At 61.9% G+C, this 24,894-nt stretch carries 24 protein-coding genes; 7 read left to right on the top strand and 17 right to left on the bottom strand.

What is annotated here, in order from left to right:
- Positions 1–1,155 carry an App1 family protein gene (locus HGQ17_RS08295; RefSeq protein WP_168887476.1) on the bottom strand — a complete coding sequence of 385 codons (1,155 nt, stop codon included), beginning with the start codon at positions 1,153–1,155 and terminating at the stop codon, positions 1–3.
- A gap of 56 nt (positions 1,156–1,211) precedes the next feature.
- Positions 1,212–1,691 (bottom strand): Lrp/AsnC family transcriptional regulator, encoded by a 480-nt coding sequence (locus HGQ17_RS08290; RefSeq protein WP_168887475.1) that lies wholly within the window; start codon positions 1,689–1,691, stop codon positions 1,212–1,214.
- A gap of 126 nt (positions 1,692–1,817) precedes the next feature.
- Between HGQ17_RS08290 and ald the strand changes: the two genes are divergently transcribed.
- A complete protein-coding gene (gene ald / locus HGQ17_RS08285; protein WP_168887474.1) occupies positions 1,818–2,906 on the top strand; it encodes an alanine dehydrogenase in 1,089 nt (362 codons plus the stop codon).
- Positions 2,907–2,922: 16 nt separating this feature from the next.
- On the opposite strand, the gene HGQ17_RS08280 is transcribed toward ald, so the two are convergent.
- A complete protein-coding gene (locus tag HGQ17_RS08280) occupies positions 2,923–4,362 on the bottom strand; it encodes an MFS transporter (RefSeq protein WP_168887473.1) in 1,440 nt (479 codons plus the stop codon).
- 226 nt (positions 4,363–4,588) lie between these two features.
- On the opposite strand from HGQ17_RS08280, the gene HGQ17_RS15885 reads away from it, so the two are divergent.
- The 4 genes from HGQ17_RS15885 to HGQ17_RS08260 all read left to right on the top strand — a co-directional run bounded on the left by HGQ17_RS15885 (position 4,589) and on the right by HGQ17_RS08260 (position 7,724).
- Positions 4,589–5,422 (top strand): AAA family ATPase, encoded by an 834-nt coding sequence (locus HGQ17_RS15885; protein WP_168887472.1) that lies wholly within the window; start codon positions 4,589–4,591, stop codon positions 5,420–5,422.
- Positions 5,394–5,633, top strand: a complete 240-nt coding sequence (locus HGQ17_RS08270) for a hypothetical protein (RefSeq protein ID WP_168887471.1) — start codon at positions 5,394–5,396, stop codon at positions 5,631–5,633. Before HGQ17_RS15885 ends, HGQ17_RS08270 begins: the two co-directional genes overlap by 29 nt.
- A 56-nt stretch (positions 5,634–5,689) precedes the next feature.
- Complete coding sequence (locus tag HGQ17_RS08265; RefSeq protein WP_168887470.1) at positions 5,690–6,544, top strand: inositol monophosphatase family protein; 855 nt, start codon at positions 5,690–5,692, stop codon at positions 6,542–6,544.
- A gap of 82 nt (positions 6,545–6,626) precedes the next feature.
- Complete coding sequence (locus tag HGQ17_RS08260) at positions 6,627–7,724, top strand: VIT1/CCC1 transporter family protein (RefSeq protein ID WP_168887469.1); 1,098 nt, start codon at positions 6,627–6,629, stop codon at positions 7,722–7,724.
- A 12-nt stretch (positions 7,725–7,736) separates the two neighbouring features.
- On the opposite strand, the gene eccCa is transcribed toward HGQ17_RS08260, so the two are convergent.
- From eccCa to HGQ17_RS08235, 5 genes are read right to left on the bottom strand one after another with little or no spacing between them, the layout of a single operon-like run.
- Positions 7,737–11,681, bottom strand: coding sequence for a type VII secretion protein EccCa (eccCa, locus tag HGQ17_RS08255; protein ID WP_168887468.1), 3,945 nt, complete (start codon positions 11,679–11,681; stop codon positions 7,737–7,739).
- Complete coding sequence (locus HGQ17_RS08250) at positions 11,678–12,562, bottom strand: P-loop NTPase family protein (protein ID WP_168887467.1); 885 nt, start codon at positions 12,560–12,562, stop codon at positions 11,678–11,680. The genes eccCa and HGQ17_RS08250 overlap by 4 nt, the downstream gene beginning before the upstream one ends.
- Positions 12,562–13,872 carry an EsaB/YukD family protein gene (locus HGQ17_RS08245; RefSeq protein ID WP_168887466.1) on the bottom strand — a complete coding sequence of 437 codons (1,311 nt, stop codon included), beginning with the start codon at positions 13,870–13,872 and terminating at the stop codon, positions 12,562–12,564. The genes HGQ17_RS08250 and HGQ17_RS08245 overlap by 1 nt, the downstream gene beginning before the upstream one ends.
- A complete protein-coding gene (locus HGQ17_RS08240; protein ID WP_168887465.1) occupies positions 13,869–14,387 on the bottom strand; it encodes an OCRE domain-containing protein in 519 nt (172 codons plus the stop codon). Before HGQ17_RS08240 ends, HGQ17_RS08245 begins: the two co-directional genes overlap by 4 nt.
- A complete protein-coding gene (locus HGQ17_RS08235; protein WP_168887464.1) occupies positions 14,384–15,190 on the bottom strand; it encodes an FHA domain-containing protein in 807 nt (268 codons plus the stop codon). Before HGQ17_RS08235 ends, HGQ17_RS08240 begins: the two co-directional genes overlap by 4 nt.
- A 557-nt stretch (positions 15,191–15,747) precedes the next feature.
- Between HGQ17_RS08235 and HGQ17_RS08230 the strand changes: the two genes are divergently transcribed.
- On the top strand, positions 15,748–16,317 hold the full coding sequence (locus tag HGQ17_RS08230) for a T6SS immunity protein Tdi1 domain-containing protein (RefSeq protein ID WP_168887463.1): 570 nt from the start codon (positions 15,748–15,750) through the stop codon (positions 16,315–16,317).
- A gap of 200 nt (positions 16,318–16,517) precedes the next feature.
- Here HGQ17_RS08230 and HGQ17_RS08225 read toward each other — a convergent pair whose 3' ends face one another.
- The 7 genes from HGQ17_RS08225 to HGQ17_RS08195 form a co-directional block, all read right to left on the bottom strand.
- Complete coding sequence (locus HGQ17_RS08225; protein ID WP_168887462.1) at positions 16,518–16,949, bottom strand: hypothetical protein; 432 nt, start codon at positions 16,947–16,949, stop codon at positions 16,518–16,520.
- 1 nt (position 16,950) lies between these two features.
- Positions 16,951–19,212, bottom strand: coding sequence for a polymorphic toxin type 15 domain-containing protein (locus tag HGQ17_RS08220; protein ID WP_168887461.1), 2,262 nt, complete (start codon positions 19,210–19,212; stop codon positions 16,951–16,953).
- A complete protein-coding gene (locus HGQ17_RS08215; protein ID WP_168887460.1) occupies positions 19,212–19,598 on the bottom strand; it encodes a DUF6507 family protein in 387 nt (128 codons plus the stop codon). Before HGQ17_RS08215 ends, HGQ17_RS08220 begins: the two co-directional genes overlap by 1 nt.
- Positions 19,599–19,651: 53 nt before the next feature.
- Positions 19,652–19,966, bottom strand: coding sequence for a hypothetical protein (locus HGQ17_RS08210; RefSeq protein ID WP_168887459.1), 315 nt, complete (start codon positions 19,964–19,966; stop codon positions 19,652–19,654).
- Between the two features lie 36 nt (positions 19,967–20,002).
- On the bottom strand, positions 20,003–20,365 hold the full coding sequence (locus HGQ17_RS08205) for a hypothetical protein (protein ID WP_168887458.1): 363 nt from the start codon (positions 20,363–20,365) through the stop codon (positions 20,003–20,005).
- Between the two features lie 269 nt (positions 20,366–20,634).
- Positions 20,635–20,973, bottom strand: coding sequence for a hypothetical protein (locus HGQ17_RS08200; RefSeq protein ID WP_168887457.1), 339 nt, complete (start codon positions 20,971–20,973; stop codon positions 20,635–20,637).
- Positions 20,973–21,998, bottom strand: a complete 1,026-nt coding sequence (locus tag HGQ17_RS08195) for a DUF6177 family protein (RefSeq protein ID WP_267873171.1) — start codon at positions 21,996–21,998, stop codon at positions 20,973–20,975. The genes HGQ17_RS08200 and HGQ17_RS08195 overlap by 1 nt, the downstream gene beginning before the upstream one ends.
- A 201-nt stretch (positions 21,999–22,199) precedes the next feature.
- On the opposite strand from HGQ17_RS08195, the gene HGQ17_RS08190 reads away from it, so the two are divergent.
- Positions 22,200–22,655, top strand: coding sequence for a pyridoxamine 5'-phosphate oxidase family protein (locus tag HGQ17_RS08190; RefSeq protein ID WP_168887455.1), 456 nt, complete (start codon positions 22,200–22,202; stop codon positions 22,653–22,655).
- A gap of 82 nt (positions 22,656–22,737) precedes the next feature.
- On the opposite strand, the gene sucD is transcribed toward HGQ17_RS08190, so the two are convergent.
- Complete coding sequence (gene sucD, locus HGQ17_RS08185; protein WP_168887454.1) at positions 22,738–23,709, bottom strand: succinate--CoA ligase subunit alpha; 972 nt, start codon at positions 23,707–23,709, stop codon at positions 22,738–22,740.
- A gap of 11 nt (positions 23,710–23,720) precedes the next feature.
- Complete coding sequence (sucC, locus tag HGQ17_RS08180; RefSeq protein ID WP_168887453.1) at positions 23,721–24,884, bottom strand: ADP-forming succinate--CoA ligase subunit beta; 1,164 nt, start codon at positions 24,882–24,884, stop codon at positions 23,721–23,723.
- Positions 24,885–24,894 lie beyond the last annotated feature (10 nt).

Genomic DNA, 24,894 nt, shown 5'->3' with positions numbered 1-24,894 from the left:
TCAGATGAGGTCGTATTCGGCCAGCATCTCTGAGATGTCTTTGCCATCGGGTCCATAGATCCACGGGATCTCGTAGTCACCGACGCGCTGGACACCCGGTGGGTGTTTGCCGTCCTGGGTGGCCTGCAGCAGCTGTTCGCCGTCGGGCTGTTCTGCACGACCACCGGCCAGTACAGCCTCTGAGTAGGTCAGTTCCCGGATGATCACGGCTTTGACCTGGTGGGGGTGAGTGCGCACGAAATCGGCGTAGATGACCGGGTCGTGTTGGCCGTCGTCGCCGATGAGGATCCACTGGATATGCGGGAACTCCTTAGCCAGGCGGGCCAGCTGCTCGACTTTATGCTGCTTGCCGGAACGGAACCAGCGGTCCTCAGTGGGCCCCCAGTCGGTCAGCAGCAGCGGCCCATAGGGGTAGAGGTTGCGGGTGAGGAACCGGGTCAGGGTCTGGGCCACATTCCAGGCCCCGGTGGAGAGGTAGAGCACCGGTGAGCCGGGGTCCCGGCTGAGCAGCCGTTCCATCATCACCGCCATCCCCGGGGTGGGGGTTCGGGCGTGCTCGTCGAGGACAAAGGAGTTCCAGGCCGCGAGGAAGGGTCGGGGCAGTTTGGTGACCACTACCGTGTCATCGATATCGCAGATGATCCCGTGGGTGACCTCATCGCCGACCACCATGACCTCGGCCCGGGTGGCCTCCTGGCCCGGGGTCTGGAGGGTGACTTCCTGCCAGCCGGGTTCCAACTCTGTGCCTTCGGGCAGGTGGATGAGTTCATCGACGATGCCGCCCCGGTCAGCTGAGATGGGGAATTCATGGCCGGCCACGGTGATGGTCAGCTCGGCGAAGGGCACCGGTGCGGAGACGAAGTTGCGCCAGCCGCGCACGCCGTCGGCGATGACTTTGGCGACCCTGCGGCCGCCTTCGAAATCGGAATCCGGGGCCATAACCACCCGGGAGAAGACTCTGACCCAGCGTGGTGTGCCGTAGCCGAGCAGGGAGAGGACAGTGACGTGTTGGCCGCGTTTACGGGCCATATTCAGCCGGACTTCATGCCAGCGATCTTCCAGTCGCATCGCCCGGTTGCGGTCACTGGTGTAGTAGTCCCGCAGCGCCTCGATGTCCTGATGCACATCCGTGGGGGCGGGCTTTTCAGTCCTCATCACCTCCATCCTAATGAAAGGTTTCACCGGTGATGGCACAGCTGGCTTCAGTCCCGTCAGGAGAGGACATGTTGGGCGGCGTGATGCTCGAAGACGATATTGGTCTCAGTCAGTGCCACCGCGGGGTTGCTGGAGAGATTCTCGAGGACGAACTCGCGGACGTGGTCGGCGTCGCGGACCTGAACATGAACAATGAAGTCCTCTGTTCCGCCGAGGATGAACAGCTGGGAGACCTCGGGCTGTTCGCGCAGTTCCTCGGCCATCTGACCCATCAGGTGCCGGGCGCCGGGACGGATGCGGACACTGACCAGTGCTTGGAGGGTGTAGCCCAGTGCCTGGGCGTTGAGCTCTACGGTGAATCGGGAGATGACCCCGCGTGCCTTCAGTGACCGCACCCGGGCCAGACAGGCACTGGGAGACAGCCCCACTGCCCGGGCCAGGGCACTGTTGGCCAGGCGGGCATTGTCGTTCAGGCGCCGAATGATCTCCCGGTCAATGGGATCCAGCACCGCAGAATCAGAGGGTTTGGCAGGCATAACACCACACATCATCGCATAATTCACGGGATTATCCGGATAAAAAAAATTTTCTGCGGCATCAAACCAGTTCTGCCGAATTTTGGGTGACCATGTAGGCAACTGGCATCGATCGCGGGAGAGCTTATGCATATCGGAGTACCCACTGAGGTCAAGAACCACGAGTACCGGGTGGCCCTGACCCCTGCCGGGGTGGACACCTTGGTCAAAGCAGGTCATAGCGTTGACATCCAGGCTGGAGCAGGCAGCCGTGCCGGTTATACCGATGAGGAATACGCCGCAGCCGGTGCCGGTATCCTCGCCGAGGCTGCCGAGGCCTGGGCGGCTGAGATGGTCCTGAAGGTCAAGGAGCCCATCGCCCAGGAGTACGGCTTCCTGCGTAAGGACCTCATCCTGTTCACCTATCTGCATCTGGCAGCCAACCGTGAACTCACTGAGGCGCTGCTGGCTGCCGGCACTGTCGCCTTCGCCTATGAGGGGGTTGAGGAGGCCGATGGGAGCCTGCCGCTGCTGACCCCGATGAGTGAGGTTGCCGGCCGGCTGGCCCCGCTGGAGGGGGCTAACCATCTGCGCAGCCCCGCCGGGGGCCGTGGTGTGCTGCTGCCTGGTGTGCCGGGCACTCCTGCGGGAAAGGTCACCATCATCGGTGGCGGTATCGCCGGTACCAATGCCGCTCGGGTCGCTCTGGGCCTGGGCGCTGAGGTCACCGTCCTGGATGTCTCCCTGCGCCGGCTGCGGGAACTGGATACCCAGTTCCAGGGCCGGCTGCGCACCCGGGCCTCGACCCCCTATGACATCGCCGCACATGTGGCCGAATCCGACCTCATCATCGGGGCCGTTCTGATTCCCGGCGCCCGGGCTCCGAAACTGGTCACCGAGGACATGGTGCGCAATGCCAAGCCCGGTGCAGTATTCGTCGATATCGCAGTGGATCAGGGTGGTTGCTTCGAAAACAGCCGGCCGACCACTCATGATGAGCCGGTCTTCGAGGTCCATGGCACCCAGTTCTACTGTGTGGCCAATATGCCTGGGGCCGTGCCGGCGACCTCCACTCCGGCGCTGACCAACGCGACCCTGCCGTTTGCGGAGAGACTGGCGACTCTGGGCTGGGAGCAGGCCATGCGCTCTGATCAGCGCCTGGCCCATGGGCTCAGCACTGCCCATGGCTCCCTGCACAGCCAGGCGGTTGCTGAAGCCTTGGACCTCATGGCCTAGTCCGGCCCAGTCCGTCTCAGACTGTGGTGCGCAGCGGGACCTCTTTGATCGCGATATTGGTGAATACCGCCACTGAGGTGATGCATGCTGCGATCAGGAACAGGGTTCCGGTGGCCTCGGCGTAGACGGGGTTAGTGCCGTTGGTGGGGGCCACGGCGGAGGTGCCCACCGCTACGGCCATCACTGATCCCAGGATCGCGGTGCCGGCGGCTCCGCCGAGGATTCGGCAGAAGGCGATGAGGCTGGAGGCCTGGCCGACCCTGGTGACCGGGACGGTGTTCTGCACAACGAGCATGAGGTTCTGCATCTGTGCGCCGAAACCGAGTCCGACGACGATCAACGCTCCGATGATCAGCCAGATGGGGGTATCGGCTCCGAGCACGAAACCCAGGCCGAACATGGCGGTGCTCATCACGATCGCGCCGGTGACGATGTAGATCTTCCATTTCCCGTAGCGGGTGATCAGTCGACCGGTGATCAGGGCGCCGAGCATATTGCCGCCGACTACCGGCAGCAGCATGAGCCCGGCCTCCGTGGGGGTGAAGCCGCGGCCGATCTGGAAGTACTGGGCCAAAAACAGCAGGCAGGAGAACAGTGCCGGTGCGATGGCGGCCGAGGAGATCGCCGCCAGGATGGTGGTGCGATCCCGCAGCATGCCCAGCCGGACAATGGGGTTGGCGATCCGACGTTCGACGATCACGAACACGGCGATGACCGCCAGCGCCCCACCGATCAGCAGGGCTGAGGGCAGTGAGATCCATTCGAAGAATTCGGGGGTGCCGGCGAAGGAGAGCCAGATCAGCAGGGCGCTGCAGCCGGTGACCAGCAGGATCACTCCGAAGACGTCGATCTTGCCGGGAGTGCCGTAGCGAGGGACCTTGAGTTTGGTGTGCACGACCACCAGGGCGGCCAGGCACAGCGGGATGCCGACCCAGAAGCACCAGCGCCAACCGAGGGTGTCCACAGTGACCCCGCCGATCAGGGGGCCGGCGGCGGTGGAGGCGGCCAGCACCGCACCGATATAGCCGGCGTATTTACCGCGTTCACGTGGGGAGACGATGCTGCCCATAATCGCCATGGCCAGCGAGATCAGCCCGCCCATGCCGATGCCTTGGACCACGCGGGCGCCAATGAGGAACTCCATATTCGGTGCCAGGCCAGCGGCCAGTGATGAGGTGAAGAAGATGATGTTCGCCGCCTGGAACAGCACCTTCTTGGAGTACATATCGGCCAGCTTCCCCCAGACCAGAGTGGAGGAGGCATTGGCCAGCAACAGCCCGGTGAGCACCCATGCGTATTGGATCTGCGTTCCACCGAGTTCGGAGACGATCACCGGCAAGGCGGTGATGACGATATTCATCGAGAGCATAGCGGCAAAGAAGACCACCAGGATGCCCGTGATGGCCCAGATCAGTTCTGCTTTGCTCGCAGTCTCTTCCGAAGATTTTAGTTGCATCTGCGAACTATCTTAGGTCCACTCCACGAAATCTGCAATTAGACAATAAGCCGAGCAGCCAACCAGAAGACCTCCCTGCACACAGGTACGCCAATGCACTCGGTTCGATGTTGAAAGTTCTCATCATATGATGCAGGAAGTTCTCACTGTCATGTGGTCTACCTAACCCACGTACGTCGATAGGTACTTAGAGAAGAGACTGGTCGAATCTCTTCGGTCTGATCCGGTGACGGTTCTGCACGGAGCACGCTCAGTTGGAAAAACCAGCCTGGTACGCAGGCTCAAGGAACAAGGAGTCCTTGCTACTGCTGTCAGCCTCACGGATCCAGATGTACTGCACCTGGCCAAACAGGACACCTCCGGCTGGTTGAGGGCCCTACCCCAACCCTTCGCCATAGACGAAGCCCAACTCCTCCCAGATCTACCCCTCGCGCTGAAGAATTACCTCAATGAAACGGGGGATGACGTCCAAGCAATTCTGACCGGATCCGCCCAAATCGGCCGAAGTAGTCTCGGTGGTTCAGATCCACTGGCCGGCCGCACGACTACATTGACTCTTCAGCCCTTAACAGAACCTGAGGTGCACAGCTCGGCCCAGACAGCTTGGTCCGTTGCGGACATGATGTTTCAATCCCCACCTCAAATCGGACACCGAGCCAATGACGCCTTCTGGTGGCATAAAGCAGTGCTCTATGGAGGTCTTCCTCGCACCCGCTTGCGAAAGCCCAGCCGCGCGACCTTACGAGACCAGCTATCCGCCACGATCGAAGCAATCCTTAGCGATCATGTCCTACCGGACGAACGGTTTGATGCCGATAATGCACGCCGAATTCTCGATTACATCCTTCGCCACCCGGCCGGAGAACTTAAGGTTCAGGTAATCGGCAGGGAGGTGGGCCTTGACCCCCGAACAGTCGATCGGTACATCGATGTCTTAGAACGCCGCTTCTTGGTGACCGAGCTGCATAATCTGCGACCCCCCGCCAAGAAGACTCCTCGCACGATGGCTAAGGATCAAGAATGGATGTGCGATGGAAGTCGACCTGGTTCTGGAGGATGACGCCGGTCATCTCATCGGCATCGAAGTGAACTCTGGATCATCTGTGCGCAAAGACACTCTCAAGGGGTTAAGTGCCTTCAAAGAGGTCTACGGTAACCGGATGGTAGGCGGTTATGTGGTGACCGGAAATGCTCCGGTCACGCCCCTCGGTGAGGGGTGGTGGGCCATACCGGCAGACGCTCTGCGCAATCGCCTGGCGTGGAGCAGTTAGCGGCTCAGCGATGTCACGAAGCATTACTGAACAGTTCCAGTCATAGAGTGGGAGCCATGAGTCACTCCCCCGCTGCTGCTGAACTCCGCCAGGTCGCCATCGCTGCTGCGAAGAAGGCCGGAGAACCACTGAAGACTGCTTTCCGCTCGCAGATGGATGTGGAGCTGAAGACCTCTTCCCATGATCTGGTCACCATCTGGGATAAGCGCACTGAGGAGACCCTGATCGAACTGCTCACCGCCGAGGTTCCGGACTCCCGGATCACCGGTGAGGAGGGCGGCCAGCAGGGCAGCGGCACTGTGGAGTGGATCATCGATCCCATTGATGGCACCTCCAATTTCGCCCATGGTTTTGACCTGTTCACCATCTCCATCGGTGCCGCCGTCGAGGATGAGGTCATCGCCGGTGTGGTCTATGACCCCATCAATGAGCTGGTCTTCTCCGCAGATGACCAGGCCGCCTACCTGCAGAACGGTACGGGGACAGAATCCGTGCTGAAACCACGGCCGAAGACTGGAGTCGCTGAGGAGAATCTGAATCTGGTCACCAGTTTCCCCGGCCCGGTGATGGTTGAACGTCACGGCGACGACGCCCTTCGCGCCTTCGGAGAGTTCGTCACCACTTTCGCCACCACCCGTCGGATTGTCTCTGGGGCCCTGGAGCTCTGCCATGTGGCCGCCGGCTGGGCCGATGTGGTGCTCAACTGCCGTACCAATCCCTGGGATATTGCCGCCGGTCAGCTGATCCTCACCCGCGCCGGGGGCCGCTTCCACCCCTATGGCACCCGCGGTGAGCTGCGCTTCGACGGAACTGAGACCTCCAATGCGCATCTGGCACCGGGCTATGTGGGCTTAGGCCCGGGCGTCGAGTCCACCGCCGTGCAGCCGGTGGCTGCCCGGTTCACCGAGTAAGCGCCACTCTTAGGTGTGCCGAAAGATCGTCACACCCACCCACTGGGCCCCGCCGGGCGGAATCTCCGGGCACTATGGAGATGTGGATACCGAGCCCACTGATGCCCAGCCGACACCGCAGCAGATCCGGCGTTGGCGGAAGTACCTTGCCGATGAGATCGCCGAGGCGAAGCTGTATGAACAGCTTGCGACCAAGAAATCCGGTGAGGAACGCCAGGTCCTGCTGGGCTTAGCCGAGGCCGAGAAACGTCACCAGGAGCATTGGCGGACCCTGCTGGGTGAGCATGCCCAGAAGCTGCCCTCCCCCTCCATCCACCGGGTCCTGCTGGGCTGGATGGCCCGGGTCTTCGGTTCAGTCTTTGTCCTCGCCCTTGCCCAGAGGGCCGAGGGTGACTCGCCCTATGGCAAGGACCAGGACGCCACCCGTGGCATGGCCGCCGATGAGGAGGTCCATGAGGAGGTCATCCGAGCCCTGGCCGCCCGTGGCCGGGAGAAGCTCTCCGGTGGTTTCCGCGCCGCAGTCTTCGGGGCCAATGACGGTCTGGTCTCCAATTTCGCCCTGATCATGGGCATGGGCGGCACCGGGGTCGGTGCCACAGTGGTGCTGCTGACCGGTATTGCCGGACTGCTCTCCGGGGCGCTTTCTATGGCCGCCGGGGAGTTCATCTCAGTGCGCAGCCAGCGGGAGCTGCTGGATGCCACCCGGCCCACCCAGGTGACCCTGCGGGCCGCCCCGGATCTGGACTTCGACCATAACGAACTGGTGCTGGTCTACCGTGCCCGCGGGCTGAGTGAGGAGGACGCAGAGCACCGGGCCCTGGAGCGGCTGGGTGTCTTCACCTGCGACTGCAAACCCGAGCGGTCCTTCAACCCGGAGGCCGAAGAGGATGAATATGCCGCAGTGGGTTCGGCCTGGACCGCGGCCGGTTCGAGCTTCTGCTTCTTCGCCGGCGGTGCGCTGATCCCGGTGCTGCCCTATCTCCTGGGCGCCGAGGGCTGGTGGGCGGTGGGGCTCTCCACCGGGCTGGTAGGCATCGCCCTGCTGTGCACCGGTGCGGTGGTCGGCCTGCTCTCCGGGGCTTCCCCGCTCAAACGCGCCCTGCGCCAACTGGCCATCGGCCTGGGGGCTGCGGCCATCACCTACACTCTGGGCACCTTACTGGGCGTCGGCGTCGGCTGATACCAAATCTGACTACTCTTCTTCGTCCTGCTCCTCGGCCTTGTCCCAGGCGGTCTGGATGATATGCGGCTTCTCGCCACGGCGGACAAACCGACCGCGTCCAGGTGGGAAGTTCTCGGGGTAAACCTTGGGCAGGATCTGGCCCTCCCCGCGGTCACCGTCCATCACCAGCACCGCACCTCCAGTGTCCTTACTGACCTGCACGATGGGATCGAAGAAGGCGCGGGAGGAACCTGCCACGGGGCGGGCCAGAACCACATGCAGTTTCAGGTCACGGGCAGAGGGCAGATGCGGCACCAGCGCCTGCAATGGTGAGCCTCCGCCGGCGGAGAAGATGTCGTAGTCGTCCACCAGGACCACAATCCGGGGTGAGTCCGCGAACTCCTGGGGTGAGCGCTCGGGCCGCTGGTCCAGCTCCCCGGAGACCGATTTCGCCAGCGCCTGGCCCTGTTTGGGGTTCCGGGCGTGGTTGCCCACATATTCCTCGGGGAGCCCGGCGGCCAGCTGACCGCGGGAGTCGAAGACCGCGAAGACCAGCTCGTCTTCATCGAAACGTTCCACCAGCTGCGCGGTGATATGGCGTAAAAGGGAGGTCTTCCCGGACTTGCTGTCGCCGAGCACAATGAGGTGTTGATCCCGGTCCATGAAGTCCCAGAATGCGGTACTCATGGTGTCCTGCCGGATACCCAACGGGACGGCGTCGGGCTCTGTGAAGACATCGGGCAGCTCAGCAGGGGACAGTACTGTCGGCAGCAGACGGATCGGTGCCGCCCGGGGCCCGCTCCAGGATCGGGTGGCTTCCTCGCCCAGCTGCCGCAGGGTATCGCCCACGTTCTCCGCGTCGGCGATATCCAGCACCGGCAGAGCCGTGTGGGCGAAATTCTTATTGGTCAACAGCACCCTGCCGGGGGTATCGGCCGAGATAGTCTTCATCAGTTTCTTATCTACTGTGGACTCGGTCTCATCATTGAGCTTCAACTCGGCCTTCCAGCCAAAGAGAGCCTGTTCGGAGGCCCGCAGCTCATTCCAACGGGTCAGGCCCAGCACCATGTGGACACCGAAGCTTGCCCCGCGGTGCATGATGGTGTTGAACCGGTCCTTCAGTCGGTCGAAGTCCTGGCCCAGCTGTCCGTACCCGTCGACCAGCACCATGACCTCGGCACTGGTCAGCTCGGTGATCTCCCCGGTGCTGTGCCGGTGACGCAACTCTCCCAGGGAGTCGATGCCGTACCTGCGGAAGACACTCTCACGCTGGTTGAGCATCATCTGGATCTCATCGATGAGTCGGCCCAGCCGGTCGGGGTCTGAGCGGGTGGCCACTCCGCCGACATGGGGAAAACCTTCCAACCGCTGCAGGGCCCCGCCAGTGAGGTCCATCCCGTAAATCGCGCATTGGCTGGGAGTCCGGGTCAGCGCCAGGGAGAGCGCCACAGTCCGCAGCAGGGTGCTGCGCCCGGAGCGAGGACCCCCGACAACGGCGGCGTGGCCCGCAATGCTGCCCAGGTCCATGGTCCAGGGCCGCTGCTGCTGGTGTTCGGGGTCGTCCTCGAGCCCGAGGACCAGTTGCAGGCCGCGGCCGCCCTGCTGGCTGGAGTCAATGAGGCTGCCCAGGGCCAACTGTTCCGGCAGGGGCGGTAGCCATACCGGCCGGACCCGCTTGTCCTCATCGGTGAGCCGGAAGATGACCTCATCGATGAGCTCCGGTGCGGTCTCGGCATGCGGGGTGGGATCGAAGGATTCATCAGCCACCTCCTCCCGTTCTGCCGCGGAGAGCCCATTATAGGCCGGCAGCAGCCGGGGCAGCGGGCGTGCATCATCGGTGGCCTGAATCTGCTGTTCGGCAGGGACGGGACCGGACACATATCCGGCGCGGAACCGGGTGTAGAGGGAGGTGTCGACTTTGAGGTAGCCGTAGCCGGGCAGGGCAGGCAGGTGGAAGGCATCCCTGCTGTCCAGCACCATGCGGGATTCCGATTCGCTGAAGGTGCGCAGGCCCACCCGGTAGGAGAGGTAGGTGTCGAGACCCTTGAGTTTTCCGGCCTCGAGACGCTGGCTCGAAAGCAGCAGGTGCACGCCGATAGACCGGCCGATTCGTCCGATCTGCAGGAAGAGCTCGGCAAAATCGGGTTCGGCGGTGAGCAGCTCACCAAATTCGTCGATCACCAGGAACAGATGCGGCATCGGTTCCATCTCGGGGTCCTGTTCCCGCATGGTCCGATACTGGGTGATCGATGCCAGGGATCCGGCGTCTTTGAGCATCTTCTGCCGGCGCACCACTTCTCCTTGGATGGAGGTTCTGGCGCGCGCAGTCAGCTGTGCATCGTCTTCAAGGTTGTCGATCAGCCCGGCCACATGGGGCAGCGGGGCAAATGGCGCGAAGGCGGCTCCACCTTTGTAGTCGACCAGCACCAGGGAGAGGTCCTGGGGGGAGTGTCGCATCACCAGCGAGAGAATCAGGGTGCGCAGCATTTCGGATTTGCCGGAGCCGGTGGCACCGATGCATATGCCATGGGGGCCCATACCTCCCTGAGCGTTCTCTTTGAGGTCCAGGTCCACGGGGTTTCCGGCGTCGTCGACGCCGAAGGGCACCTTGAGGAAGTCCCCACTGGTGCGGGGTTTCCAGAGCCGGTCCGGGGCGACGTCGTTGACTGAACTGAAGCCCAGCAGATCAGTGACATCGAAGCTGCTGGTGGTCTCCATCTCGTCGCGGATATCAGGGCGCAACCGGTATCCGGACATAGTGCGTGCCGCGGCCGTGAAGGTGTCCGTGCTCAGAGGATCGGGCTGAAAAGTGATCCGCTGCGGTTCTGCACTTGAGGCCCGGGTGGTCAGCACCGCGGATGCTTCCTCGAGGGTGATCCGCATATCGACATTGCGGGGTTCCTGCCGCTGTTCGGAGAGCAGATAGACCACGGTGATGTTGAGCCCGAAGAGGTCGGTGACTCCCTCGGGCAGCGGCAGTGGTGTGGCATAGCGGCCGTGATCATCGACGACGACGATCAACCGGGAGGTGTGGGCCTGGTGGAGGCCGTTGCGTCTAGCCTGCTGGTAGGCGGCCATCCGCTGGGTCAGTTCATTGCGCAGCAGGGCCGCAACCTCCTGCATGGACGGTGCGACCCGCCGGGCCGGCACCGGTCCGTCGTAGACGGCGGCGTCTTGGATATGCGGCAAGAGATCCACCCCGCGCCAGTGCTGGGCCCGCTCCGGGGCCCAGATACCGGCGAAGATGATGTCATCAGGTGAGTGGAAGGTGGCCAGCTGCAGCAGCATGCTGCGGGCCAGTTCCACCCCTTGGAGGTGGTCGCCGATGATCGCGACTGTTCCGGTCTCCCGTAGGGCTGCCTGGATAGGCATGGCCTCCACCTGACCGGAGGTCTCGGCGACCAGCTCGGCCTCGCGTTTGAGGAACGGGTCCTGCGGGTGGGTGGGTGATTCCTCGGGCGGGATGCTCATCGGCTGGTGGGTGACCCGTCCGGTGCCCAGTCGGGCCTGGAGGAAGTCGGCGTCGGTACGTCGTCGTTCCCAGAACCTTTCGGGGTTCTGGATGACGCTGACCAGGTGGCTGGGATGCGGGTGCAGGCTCAGCGCCTGGGCTTGGACCTCCGACATCTGGTTCTGGAGGTCCGCGCGAGTCTCTTCGAGGTAGTCCAGGTAGAGCTCACGCTGTTGGCGCTGCTGTTTGGCCTGCCGACCGCGGGATGAGAGGGCGTAGCCGATGCCGCCGACGATCGCGACCAGGAAGATCACTCCGGCCATCATCATGAACAGCGGGTTGCCGTGGCGCAGCACCACCATCATCGTCACTGAGGAGAGGGCGCCGATGATGGGCAGGATCATCTGCATGGGCATCGCCCCGCTGTTGCCCTCAAGCTCAGGCGGCGCGGCCAGCATTGTCGGTGCAGCCTGCGGGACCGGGGCGGTGGTTCGGGTCGGGCGGTGAACGAGCTTCAGGGTCATGCTTCTGCCCCCGTTCTCGTGCGCTCTGTGGTGGTGTTCTCTGGTCCGGACGACTGTGCGGAGGGGCCTTGGACAGCCTGTTTTTCGGCCTGTGCAAGGGTGGAGACGGTATCGGCGGCCAGATGCGCCACGGCGGTCCGGGTGGCCAGGGGGAGTTTTCCGCGCAGCAGCCGGGCCCGGCGTCGTTCTGGTTCGTAGCCGAACAGGTGCCGGGGAACCTCAATGCTGCCCATGGCCATCCGCAGTCCGGTGGAGGCATTGCCGTCGAGGTCGCTGATCACCAGTTTCACTGGGGCGGAGGTGCTGGTTTGGATCTGGTGGACCAGGCGCTGGGCTCGGCGCAGGGCTGCCATATCCAGCCGGGTGGCTACGCAGATGATGTGACTGGAGTCGATGAGGCTTTCCACGGCAGTCTCCACCCGGTGGCCCCAGTCGGTGAGCACGAGGTCGAAGAACCGGCTGGTGGGGGCCACATTGGTCCACCAGGACTGGGGAGAGAAGTCGCTCAGGGCGGTGAGGTCGTGGCAGTAGAGCCCATTGGGGGTTTGTACCAGGCCGGCGCAGGCCTCCTCGGCGGCGGTTGCGTTGCGACGGACACGGCGCAGGTCGGAGTCGGAGACGGTGCCCGACTGCAGACCAGCGTGCCAGATCATGGACCGTCGGCCCTGGGCTGGCTCTGGGCTGGCCGCGGCGTTGACGGCCAGGATCCGGCCCTGTCGGCGGTGGGCGAGACAGGCTGCGATGAGCCCTGCGGTCCGGGAGCAGCCGCTGCGAGCTTCGGCGCTGATGAATCCGATCCGGCGGGGAAGCACCAGCGGTTGACGAATCGCGCGGTCGGCCTTGAGGTATTCCAGGGCTGGCTGGGTGGTCAGGGGGAACATCAGCGGAAGACCTCCACGAGGTCGGCGAGAACACCCAGGTGAGCCAGCAGCAGCGGCACGATGGCGAGCACCGCTAGGAATTCAATGAGGTTGGTGTAGCGCCGGAGTTTGGCGGCTGAGGGTTGGGAGGGGTTCACCCCGACAATGAAGACCGCGATGACGCCGACGAGTACTGAGGCCAGGATCACCACAGCTGCTTCCTGCTGCCAGGTGATGGCCAGGGTGGTGGCCACCGTGAGTCCGGCCACAAAGACGCTGCCGCGTGCTGGTGCCAGCGGTAGGATCTTGGCCCGGGCGATGAGGACGATAACGATGCTTCCGGTCAGCGCGGCGGCGATGCGGGTGCCTTCTGCGGCGGTCGCGCAGAGGGCTGCTGTGGTGACTGCGGTGAGACTGATGGTCAGCCACTGCATGGAAGCGTAGGCGTCTCCGACTGCCGCACGGATGACGGGGGCTTTGAACCCGCGGGCTTCGATAGCTCGGTCGTCCAGTCCGGTCAGTCCGCTGATGCTCAGCACAATCAGGGGAATGCAGCCCACTGCGACGACGCCGACGACAGCGATGATCGGTGGGATGTCAGTGGGGTCGATTCCGCCGGCCTCGAGGCCCGCCCAGAGTCCGAGCAGGCCGACACCTGCAGCTCCGCCGGCCATGATGGGAATATGCCGTGCTGCAGTTCCGATGATGAGGGCGATAGCAAAGACGGCGGCGGCCCAGGTCAGCGCGGTGGCGGCAAGCGGCGGCAGCTGGGTGTCGAAGAGTTCATCAGCCCAGTGGCTGGCTGCGGGTCCGGCTGCCCCAATGCTGCTCACTGCGGCTAGGAGGCCGACCCGGGGACGGGACACGAGGAAGAGGATGGCTGAGATCAGCACCAGCAGTCCGGGGGCAGCCAGTTCGAGGAATCTGATCTCGACGGCGTCATCGAGGGTTGTGGCGATCACCCAGCCGGCTGCTGCGCTGAGCGCTCCGGCCAGGGCGGTGGTGTAACTGGGCCGCCATCGGTCGGGTCGCTCTTCCAGGGAGGTGCTGACCGTTTCGGTGAGGTCAGAGACCTCTGGAGGTGCCGGTGCCTCTGCCAGGGGAACCATGCGAAGGATGGCTCCATGGGGTATGTGCAGTTCTTCGAGAGTGAGGCTGCTGTCGAGCCGTTCGCCCAAGAGTGTGGTCAGGGTCATCGCATCGGCGGAGGCCCGGTGCTCTTCGAGAAGTCGGAGCATTTCGGGCAGCAGTTCGATGAGCGGCTCGTTGCCGGGTACAACGAGTTCGGCTTTGTGCTCGGCACCGGCCAGTGTGATCCGGGTATAACTCATTCCTCGTCCTCATCTACCACTGTCAGGTTGACCGGGTCTACGGTGACTCCGGATTCGGGGTCTGTGTAATAACCAGTGTCGGGCTCGTAGTACCAGCCGGTTCGGGTATCGACCAGGTTGCCTTCGGGATCCTCTGCCAGTCCGGTCTCTGGGTCGACGACGAAGCCGGTCCGAGGGTCGATGAACTCTTCGGTTTCGGTATCGATCAGCAGGCCGGACTCCTCGGGGTCCTCGATGAGTGTTTCGCCGTCGGGTTGGAGGGGGTTTTGGGATTGGGCGGCACGGAAGGAGGTGATGGCTTCTTCTTCCCGGTTACCGTCGAGGTGGCCCATCACGAAGGAGAAGCCCACACAGCCGACCCCGATGACCGCGGCCAGCACCACGGAGCCGAGGAATCGTTTGAGGTTGTTGTTGACGGGCCGGCGGTTTTCGTGGGGGCCGTGGACGAAGGCTGCCACCAGTCGGGAACGGTGAGCTTTGGAGGTGTCGACGAGGATTTTGTCGCGATCGATCATTGATCCTCCTCCTGCCGTCCGGTGCCTATGGTGTATTTGCCGCGGCCTAGGTAGATGATGGTTCCGGGGTCGAGGCCTGTGGGGATTCCGGGTTTGAGCTTCTGGTAGTGGGTCTGCACGTCGATGGTGGTGCCGTGGGTGGACCCGAGGTCGGTGTATTCGAGGTGGCCGTTGCGGATGCGGAAGATGCCGTGGGTCTTATCGATGGTGCGGGTGACATCCGGCAGGGTCAGGGGCTGGATTTCGTCGTTTGAGCTATGGGGTTGCCGGCCGACCACGCTGTCTGCGCTGATGGGGTGGCGCTCGCCATAGGGTTCGACCAGTGCGAAGACTGCTGTCTCTGCTGCAACCCGACCCCAGTGTCCTCCCCGTGAGGGCAATGAGGCTTCGGCGGGGATCCCGGCGAGGTCGAGGGGGTCGACCCCGCGGCGGAGGTCCGCGGCCAGTGCTGTTTTGGCCGCCCGGGTTTTGACTGTGCCGGTCAGGGCCGTGAACCAGGAGCTACCGGTTGGGGGCAGGGAGGTATCGGGGTCTGCCCAGCGGAATCGGAAGATGAGGCCGAAGAGTGTTTGGCCTGTGGTGCGCAGCAGGACCAGTTGGATGATCAGCAGCAGGGCGGCGCCGAGGAGGGCACTGACCCAATGGGGGAGGGAGTCGGGGAAGGTAGTGAAAGCCGCCGCGGCGCCGGCGCAGATCAGCAGGAAGTCCAAGAAATGCGCAGCAAAAACTATCCGGCGGTTGGCCAGCACTGCTCCGTCAGGCAGGCCGGAGAGCGCCAGCACGTGGTTATTCGTATAAACCAAGGCAGTTGCTTTCGGCTTGGGTCCGTCCCTCAGTCGGCCATCCTAGTCAATAACTTTCTGAATGAGGTCACTGGTCACCGGTAGCACGTCACATCCCTTCTGCGGAGTCAGCCAGCTGGTCGGCGGTTTGAGAGCTCAGTGCCGGTTTCTGTGACCTTCCAGTGCACACCTTCAAACTCAACAACACCGAGCTCGGGGAGATACACAATAGATGTTCGGCCACTCGGCGACCATGAAGTTCGACGATACCCTGATCCTGTTCCCTAGGCACATCAAGGCGAGGCTCGTCAAAGAATGACAGTGCCTGCTCCCCAGTTGATCCATCTCGGAGCCAGATCTCATTGCTCAAAGGAGCCTCTCTGCCTCGCCGGTAGAGGCGTGGATTCGAGCAATCATGCTGTTGAGATTTGCTGACAACGTCGGTTTATCGGAAGCCGCTTCCTCGGGGTGACACGTTTGGGGCTCTGGGCAGACCGGTCAATGGTCAAACCCCGCAGTTCCTGCCCGGTCTGCAGTAAAGTGAATCTGAGGCCAAGTTTCCGCAACGGGAGATAATAATGACTGAGATTGAGCACTTTCAGGCCTGGGGCCCGATCCCTGAGGAATCCATCCAGCAGTACGAGGCAGTCGCTCCGGAGGGCCTGCCCGAGCTCTGGCGGGAGAAGGGCCGCGGAGCCATTGGTGAGCTCGGTTTCATTCGTCTGGTTGACCCCGCCCGTGCTGCCAACATGGTGCGCGGGATTGTGAGCCTTCCGGAGGGTTCTGTCGTCGTCGGCGTTACAGCACTTGCTGACCTATTGGTTGTGTTGCCGGGAAACACCTGGGCTGCGATCAAGTATCGCTGGAAAGTGATCGACCCGTTGCCCCCGGGTGTGACTCTAGATGCCTACCTGGATGCCGTCGAGGACCCGGGAATGCTCCAGGACTTCTTCCAGTGGGATGTATATCCCCAAGCCGTCGAGAGGCTGGGTATCCCCGGCGAGGATCGCTGCTTTGGCTATGTCCCGCTTCTGGCGCTCGGTGGCCGGATGGCGCCCGAAAGCCTGGAGGAAATGGGACTCTGGGAACATATGATGCTCAACGTGCAGTTGGCTGGCCCTCCGACACCTCGACAAGCTGCCGGCTGAGGCCCGGTCCAGAAGGCCCCTGCTTTAATTTTCAGAGATAGATCCCGAACCTCAGGCGCGATTTGCTCCGCCTGTTCAACCGTGAGGTTCTCCACCGCTGAGATGAGTGCCTTCACCTTTCCAAGTATCTGCCATCGACTGGCTTACGGGCGGAGTCGAAGTCCAGGGAGCTCACGTTATGCACCGGTCCATGGAGGCATCTATCCGGGATGGAAGATCTCCCGGGGAAAGCCTGCGTCCAAGAATGGAAGAGCAAGCCAGTTGAACTCCTCCTCGGTGAGCTTTTCTCTTGCAAGCAACGCACGGGCCGAGAGCTGCGCCGTATCGTGAACATTGATGCTCAGTAGGTCACCTCTGACACCTTCAAACATGCTAAATACACCTGCTTCACGTACAGCTCGGTTCACGAGCTTATCGAGGCGAGACTGCACAGATGCCGAGAGCTGGGTTTTCTTATTAGCATCCTTGAATTCGTTGCGCCTGCCCTCTGTACGGAGCCGCTTCATTAATGAGTTGCTCTCACTATTTATGATTCGACACTGATCTTCGCTGAGTCCTTTCAACTGGGCCAGGAACTGCTCCACCGGTTGTGGAAACTCACCGTTTGGCTCGATTGGCTCAAGTTGATTCACGCTAACCCTCAGCTCTCAATCGGACGTTGATATGAACATGCGCAAGCAGGTCATCTGGGATGTCAATAAGTTGCTCTAGAATCTCCCGGCGCATTCCTGCAACTCTGTCGTTATTGACCCACTGGTTGCCAATATGCTGATTAACTCGAGAACCCCCAACTCCGTCGAAGCTCTCCAATCGCCCGCCAGCCACAGCATCCGGGCCATGTAGCGCATCTCCATCTGTATCTAGGCCATTCCGTTCACGCCAATTTCTGTAGTTAGTTCGTGCCTTACTGGTCTCGGCTTCTACAAAACCACCCGGACCTCGGTTTTCATCGAAGAACCACGTGTTGTGAGCCCATTCTTCTGCACTGAGCTGATTTAGTCCGTCCTGCTGGAGATCCAGCTGTTGCTGCATCTCCTGGGCAGTCATTCCTTCTCGGGGTGAGAATTCAACGGTTACGTCGTGCCCCAGCTCATATCGACCAGTCTCTTGGTTAAATCGCACCGGCATATCAGGATCGAGGTCAGCCTGACGGAGCGTTTCGAGCTGCGCAGGTGTGGGATCGCCCTTAATCGTGTAGCCGTTAAGGGTGGTATCGCCTGCCTGATACTCCCGTGGACCAGAAACTCCGCCGGTTTCACGGTTGCCGGTAACGAAGTTGCGTGCGTCCGGGTCGATATCGCGCTTTGCGATGCTCTGACCATTGGCGTCGATCTGTCGTTCACTGTGCGATGGCGTCCTGGAAGTATCACCAGAGTTCGAACCGTCGCGCTGGTTTGCAGACCCGCTGCCATTCTCATTGCCACGTCCAGCGCCATCGGCGCCGGCCTGATTGTTGAGGTTCGAACCACCGTCGCCCGAATTGCCGCTGCCCTGCTGCTGTGCATTGGACTGGCCGGATCCGGGCTGGCCAGCGTCACGGTTGTAGTAGCCGTCAGTCACCGGCCTCTGCGTCTGGGCAGTATCCAGCGCCTGGTGCATGCTGTTGCTCAGGTTCAGTGTTGTTCCACCTGGAGTCACTCCCGGTGATCGTCCGCCCAGTGGCGTTGCGGCGTCAAAAATCCTCACAGTAGGTACGAGCCTGGACCCGCCGGGGACGATGGCTTCTGCCGTGAATCGCGCAGCATTAGCGGTAACCTGCGCTGTTCGCGCCCCTGCCGTTCCCGCCCGGGCTGTTCCGCCGGCGGCCCCTCCGACCGGGACGAAGAACAGCGCACCATTGGCGGCGGCCTCTGTAAACGCCTCGACCCCGTTTTCCCGATACATGTGAAAGGGGTCATCGTCCATGAGATCGATATTGAACGCATGGTAGAACTGCGCAGCGGATTCGGCCCTGTTGTACCGGTGGTCTTGAAAGCCCTGGTACCAGCCTTGGTCCTCGATTCCAGGGATGTGATCCGTTAACAGAGTTGGCGAATAGAGGATCATCTGCCCCATACCAGCTAAGGTGTCACCCATCCCGTACCAGGACTGTCCCGCGTACTCCCAGTCTCCCCAGCCGGTTTCGGGGTTGTAGCTCACTAACGCCCCGGCACCAAGAACCAGCCCCTCACCTGCGTTATAGAGCCCTTGCCCGGCCTGCTCAACGCAGTCGGGCTCATAATCAGGAGCGGCACCCCACCCATGGGGGTTCTCGGGGTCAACCAGGTCCTCCGGCTCCGGGAGCTCAACTGGTTCCGTTTCGACACCGGCCAACTCATGGATCGTTTCGCTGCAGTCCAGAGCCGCCTGAACAAGATTCAGGTAGATCGTGGCATATTCAGTGACAAGCTCGTCGTTACGTTCCTTGGCAGGCCCATGCTCATGCCATTCGATGTCCTCGGTTCTCGTCGTATTCGGCCGAACCAACGTTTTGGTATAACCCGACAGAGCCTCCTGTCGGAACTCCAGTGCCTCGTACTCCAAATCTCGGAGCTGATCCCGGTATGTCCGCAGCGATTCCGCATACGTGCCTAGGGCTGTGGAGGCTGAACTGAGTTTGGACTCTACGCCTTCTGCAGATGATTGCGCCGGATCCATCACCGAATACACTTCGGAGGCTTCAGGGGCCTGGTAATGGTCCTGAAGGCCTTTCCATTTGGTGTGAATGGTGTCGACCTTGGAGTTGATGTCTTCGCCAAAGCTCTTGACCTGGTCCGAGGCGGTCTCCGTCGGGATGACGTTGATATCGGAGCACCGGACAGGAAAAAGCTCGATATTGATGAGCCCCATCCCATCCGTGACGACATTGGGGATTTCTCCCTCCGCGTAGCATTGGTCGGCAGTAACAACGCTCATCAGGCCTGATCCTCAAACTCCAACTGGTTGTTCTCTTCGAGATACGCGAAGTCACCGGATTCGGCAGCGCCGACCAGCTGGGTGTTGAATTCCCCGGCCATATCAGTCTGACCATTGGCGTAGGAAACCGTCGCATTGGCCACACCAAGGATCCCTGCCTCAATGCGATTGGTAATGTTCTCCAGATTTTCCTGCTGGTCCTGCAACAAGAGCCCCATTGCGGCATAAACTGGACCGTTGATCTCCGGGGTCCAGTCCAGATTCCCATCGATATCTTCGAGTGTGCTGCCGGAAAGCTTCTCGTAGAGCTCCCCGCGCTCCTCCTCGACATCTGACAGTACTGACTGCACCTGTTCCGGGTTTACATTCCATCCCGTGTTGGCCATCTAATTCCCTCCGTGCACTCCAGTTCTCTTGCAGCCGTTGACCCGTTATCGGCTTAGTTGGGAATGAAGCCGGCAGCCTTACGCATAGCGCCATCGGCGATGCGGTCGTTCTCAGCCAGGGATGCACGCAAGGTGTTGATCACGTTCCGGACCTCGCGTCCGGCCTCGTTCCACTGGTGTTCCATGGACTCGTACCGCTCCGAGACGCCATCGGCCTGGTAGGCAGCCATCGTGTTCTTCACATCCTGATCACGCTGGTCGAGGCAGCGCAGCAGTTCCCGCGCAGCGGTTTCGAAGTTCTCCTGCACCTGCTCGGAGGCGTTGATGTCGTAAGAGTTCCGGCTTGTGTCGTTCCTGTAGTCCTGCATGAGGGTCTCCTGTCGCTCAAATAGTCCGAAGAATGTTCAGCGGCCGATGTTTGCCGGGCCGAAGGCAGCGGAATCAGCACCGTCCCAGTTAGCCGTGTTCATCTGGGACTGGTGGTAATCGGTCGCATCGGAGACGCCGCTGCGGAAGCTGGTGTTCTGCCCCTCAATGGACTGGCAGATGCCCACCAGGGCGTTGTTCAGAGTCGTGCTGATCTCGTCAGTGCGAACTTTGAAGTTATTGAAGGCTGCTTTTGCCGAACCATTGAACTTTCCCTCAAGAGGAGCCGCTGCAGCCTTGAAGTTCTCGATGGCGCGATTGAGTTCCTCGGACTCCGTCGATGAACGGTTCATCTGCCGCTCGAGGATGTCCTCTTCCATATCAAACCGGATTGTGCCCATTACCTCTCCCTCCGTTGTCCGGTGGCCTGCCTCGTGCCACCACCGGCTCCAATGTGGCGGTTCGTACTGACATGCCAACTCAAGTCCAGCCGACATCCAGGCCCATAGAGACCTGCCTAGACAATGAAAAAACGATTACCGCGTACTGTCAATAGGGTTAGCTGACCACGACGTGCACACAACCTTAAATTAACCTGAACACAGGGAAATAATTTGCCCTGACCTGGAGAGATGGTCAACATTGGCCAGCGATCGTGATAGAGCTCACACTATCGACGAGAATGAACGCTTCCACCCACCCGGGCGGCCAAAGTCTCTGCTGCCTCCCGGGCAAGCAGTTCATCTGCCCCATACGGAATTACCAGATCAGTCCACAGCCCGAAGGCCTCCGGCGGGTTCTCCACGGCTTGCCGAACCTGATCGGGCACTTCCACATGCCGCGTGCTGTAAATGGCCAACAGGGGCTCCTGTGTGCTCTCAACCAGTAAGCGCATCTGCATGGAATCGAAGGCCACCACTTTGCCCTGGGGATCGATATCTCCCAAGGCCAGTGCCACCGCTGAGTCATCAGGTGCCACTTCGGATAAGAGCGCCAGTTCGACAGCCATCAGGGCTCCTTCACCAGACCCATGACCTTCATGAGGTCCTCGAATCCGAGTTCCACGGTCAGCTCTGCTGCCTGGTGCCACCGTTCATCGGGCGCGGCATTGAATTTCACCAACAGGCTGGCGACACGACGCCGCCCCAGCATCTCGATCTCGAACTTCTCAGAGAGGCTCTTGAAATCAATCTCAAGCAATTTCACCGCTCGCGGACCGATCAGCACTGCCAGCGGCAGTTCGGGACGCTTGGACCCGGGTGAGTAGCGAAGCCCCGGGTCGATTTCTGCCATAGATACGAAACCCACGTTGGGTTGGAACGAACCAGCAAGGTCTCGCAGCAGCTTGGCGGCCTGATCACCCACCCCTGCGAGATCTTCGGGGTACTGGCCTGTCGAAACCGCTCCGCGGGTTTGTTCGACCATCCCGTGGGGGGTGCGTGTGATACTGATTTCACCGATTGCCTGATCCCCCGTGGCGAAAAGCACCGGTGTGCTCACTTCCAGAGCCCGTTTGGTGAATTCGGTGATCTGATTGAGGTCCCAGTCTCGGGTCAGAGGTTCGTATATGTCCCAGAGATTCGGCGGGGGGACCCCCAACCCCTCGAGTAGCTTTTCTGCCACCCGGCCGACGAGGGTTCTGTCATCGGCCCGCTGGTGGATCATCGTGTCAAACAGCAGGGCGCCCTCAGTGGCCGGACCCTCTGTCATGAACCAAGGGTGCCGAGCTCGGGAGACATCCGGCTCCTCCCAGAGGTCGGTGAATGCCAACGACTGAAATCCGTGCGCTGCGTTGTAGACATACCCGGACTCATCACGGAATGACCACAATCCCCCAGCCCGCCTCAGCAGGGAGGCCACAGGGCCAGTCAGAGCGGCCCTCCCATAGGTGGCCAACACCGGTCTGCGCGACTCGAGAATCGCGCTGCGCAAAAACTCGCTCAGGGGGTGAGTCAGACGGACAACGGGACTGGTGGATACATACGTCATGTAGTCCGCTGTCCACTCGTCGGCAATCGGATGTCTGATCGGCATCCACATCAGTTTAGCCACACTCGCGGATAGGCTGGTGAAATGAGCCACACTCCAGTCGAGACTGAGGACGTGGAAGTCTCCACTGTGGGCCCCAGGATCCACTGATCGGCTCTACAACTCTTTTCTACACGTTGTAGAAATTAGGCGTAGACTGAAGACATCAGGCAATGGGGCCTGATCAACTGGGAGAGGAGTATCGTTATGATGTTCGACCACCCCGATAACAACCCGGTCCGGAAACTGACCGAGGACGAATGCTGGCAACTGTTAGAACGGACCCAGCACGGCCGTCTGGTCGGCGTTGTCGCCGGCTATCCGGATATCTTCCCGATCAATATCGCTGCTGATCAGCGCAGTATTGTCTTCCGCACCGCCCCAGGCACCAAACTTGCTGAGGTGGCCGTCAACGAGAATGTACTCATTGAAGCCGATGGCATCCTCTCCGATGAGGCGTGGTCGGTGGTGCTGCGCGGCACCGCCGCCTTGCTGCAGACTTCCGGGGAAATCAGCGAGGCAGAACGGCTGGATCTCCAACCCTGGGTACCAGGCCCCAAGGAGCAATTCGTGCGCGTTACGCCTACCGAGGTCACCGGCCGGCATTTCGCCTTTGGGCCTTATCGGGACGCAGAACTGGGAGAAGGTTCCGAGGGCGGCTGACCTCCGAATTAAACGACTGAAGGGGCCGGCCCCGCTGTGCGCGGAAGCCGACCCCTTCAGGATGAAAGATCTGCTATGGGTGTCAGTCCTTCTTGAAGACGCCCTTTACCTTGTCCACCAGGCCCTCGGCCTTGGAGCCGCCGCCCTTGTAGACCTCGCGGAGCAGCTTGGCGGTCTCAGACGGAGTCTTGCCGACCTTCACGCCTGCAGCCTCCAGGGCCTCCTTCTTCGCCTCGGCAGTGCCGGAGGAGCCGGAGACGATGGCGCCTGCGTGGCCCATGGTCTTGCCCTCAGGGGCGGTGAAGCCTGCCACGTAGCCGACAACCGGCTTGGTGACGTTGTCCTTGATGAAGGCAGCGGCACGCTCCTCAGCGTCACCACCGATCTCACCGATCATCACAATCGCCTCGGTCTCCGGGTCAGCTTCGAAGGCTTCCAGAGCGTCGATGTGAGTGGTGCCGATGACGGGGTCGCCACCGATGCCGATGGAGGTGGAGAAGCCCAGGTCCCGCAGCTCGTACATCATCTGGTAGGTCAGGGTGCCGGACTTGGAGACCAGTCCGATCGGGCCCTTTCCGGTGATGTTCGCCGGGGTGATGCCAGCCAGCGCCTCACCGGGAGTGATGATGCCGGGGCAGTTGGGGCCGATGATCCGGGTGACGGGCTTACCGTCGGCGCTGGTCTTCTGCTGGGCGTAGTTGAAGAACTTAGCGGAGTCCTGGACCGGGATGCCCTCGGTGATGACCACCAGCAGGCCGATGCCGGCGTCGATGGCCTCGATGGCTGCATCCTTGGCGAACTTCGGGGGCACGAATGCCACCGAGACGTCTGCGCCGGTCTTCTCCATGGCCTCGGTGACCGAACCGAAGACGGGCAGCTCGACGTCGCCGCCGTTGGCGTCCTTATGAGCAACGGTGGTGCCGGCCTTGCGGGCGTTGACACCGCCGACGATGTTGGTACCAGCCTTGAGCATCAGTGCGGTGTGCTTGGTGCCCTCGCCGCCGGTGATGCCCTGGACGATGACTTTGGAGTCCTTGTTCAGGTAGATAGACATATGCGCAATCCTTACTTGTTGGCCAGCTCGGCGGCCTTATCGGCGCCGCCGTCCATCGTGTCAGCGGTGATGACCAGCGGGTGGTTGGCCTCCTGCAGGATGCGGCGGCCCTCCTCCACGTTGTTGCCGTCCAGGCGGACGATCAGAGGCTTGGTGGCGGTGTCGCCCAGGATCTCCAGGGCCTTCACGATGCCGTTGGCCACAGCGTCGCAGCTGGTGATGCCGCCGAAGACGTTGACGAACACGGAATTCACCTGGTCATCGCCGAGGATGACGTCGAGGCCATTGGCCATAACCTCTGCGGAGGCGCCACCGCCGATGTCGAGGAAGTTGGCCGACTTCACGCCGCCGTGGGCCTCACCGGCGTAGGCGACAACGTCCAGGGTGGACATGACCAGACCGGCACCGTTACCGATGATGCCGACCTGACCGTCAAGCTTCACGTAGTTGAGGTCATTGGCCTTGGCCTTGGCCTCCAGGGGGTCCTCGGCGGACTCATCGACCAGCTCAGCGTGACCTGGCTGACGGAACTCCGCGTTCTCGTCCACGGTGACCTTACCGTCGAGGGCGATGATCTTGCCCTCACCGGTCTTGACCAGCGGGTTGACCTCCACCAGGGTGGCGTCTTCCTTCTCGAAGGCGCCCCAGAGCTGCTGGAAGACATCGGCCAGTGCGGGGACCTCCTCGGCAGAGAATCCGGCCTGGGTGGCGATCTCTGCCGCAGCGGCGTCGTCGATTCCCTTATTGGGGTCGAAGTTGTACTTGACCAGCTTCTCCGGGGAGTCCACGGCCAGCTGCTCGATCTCTACGCCGCCCTCGCGGGAGCACATGGCCAGGTAGTTGCGGTTGGCCCGGTCCAGCAGGATGGAGAAGTAGTACTCCTCAGCGATGTCGGCACCCTGGGCGATCATCACCCGGTGCACGGTGTGGCCCTTGATGTCCATGCCGAGGATGGCCTGGGCGTGTTCAAAAGCCTCATCGGGGGTCTTGGCGAGCTTGACGCCGCCGGCCTTGCCGCGGCCGCCAACCTTCACCTGAGCCTTGACGACGACTACGCCGCCAATCTGCTCTGCTGCTGCTTTGGCTTCTTCGGGGGTGGTGGCCACGATGCCGGCGAGCACGGGTACTCCGTGTGCCTCAAACAGATCGCGCGCCTGGTACTCATACAGGTCCACGGGTGGTGTC

The sequence above is a fragment of the Nesterenkonia sedimenti genome (assembly GCF_012641515.1).
Classification (GTDB): domain Bacteria; phylum Actinomycetota; class Actinomycetes; order Actinomycetales; family Micrococcaceae; genus Nesterenkonia; species Nesterenkonia sedimenti.
Note: the sequence above shows the minus strand (reverse complement) of the source record. Positions and strands in the feature narration are given on the sequence as shown.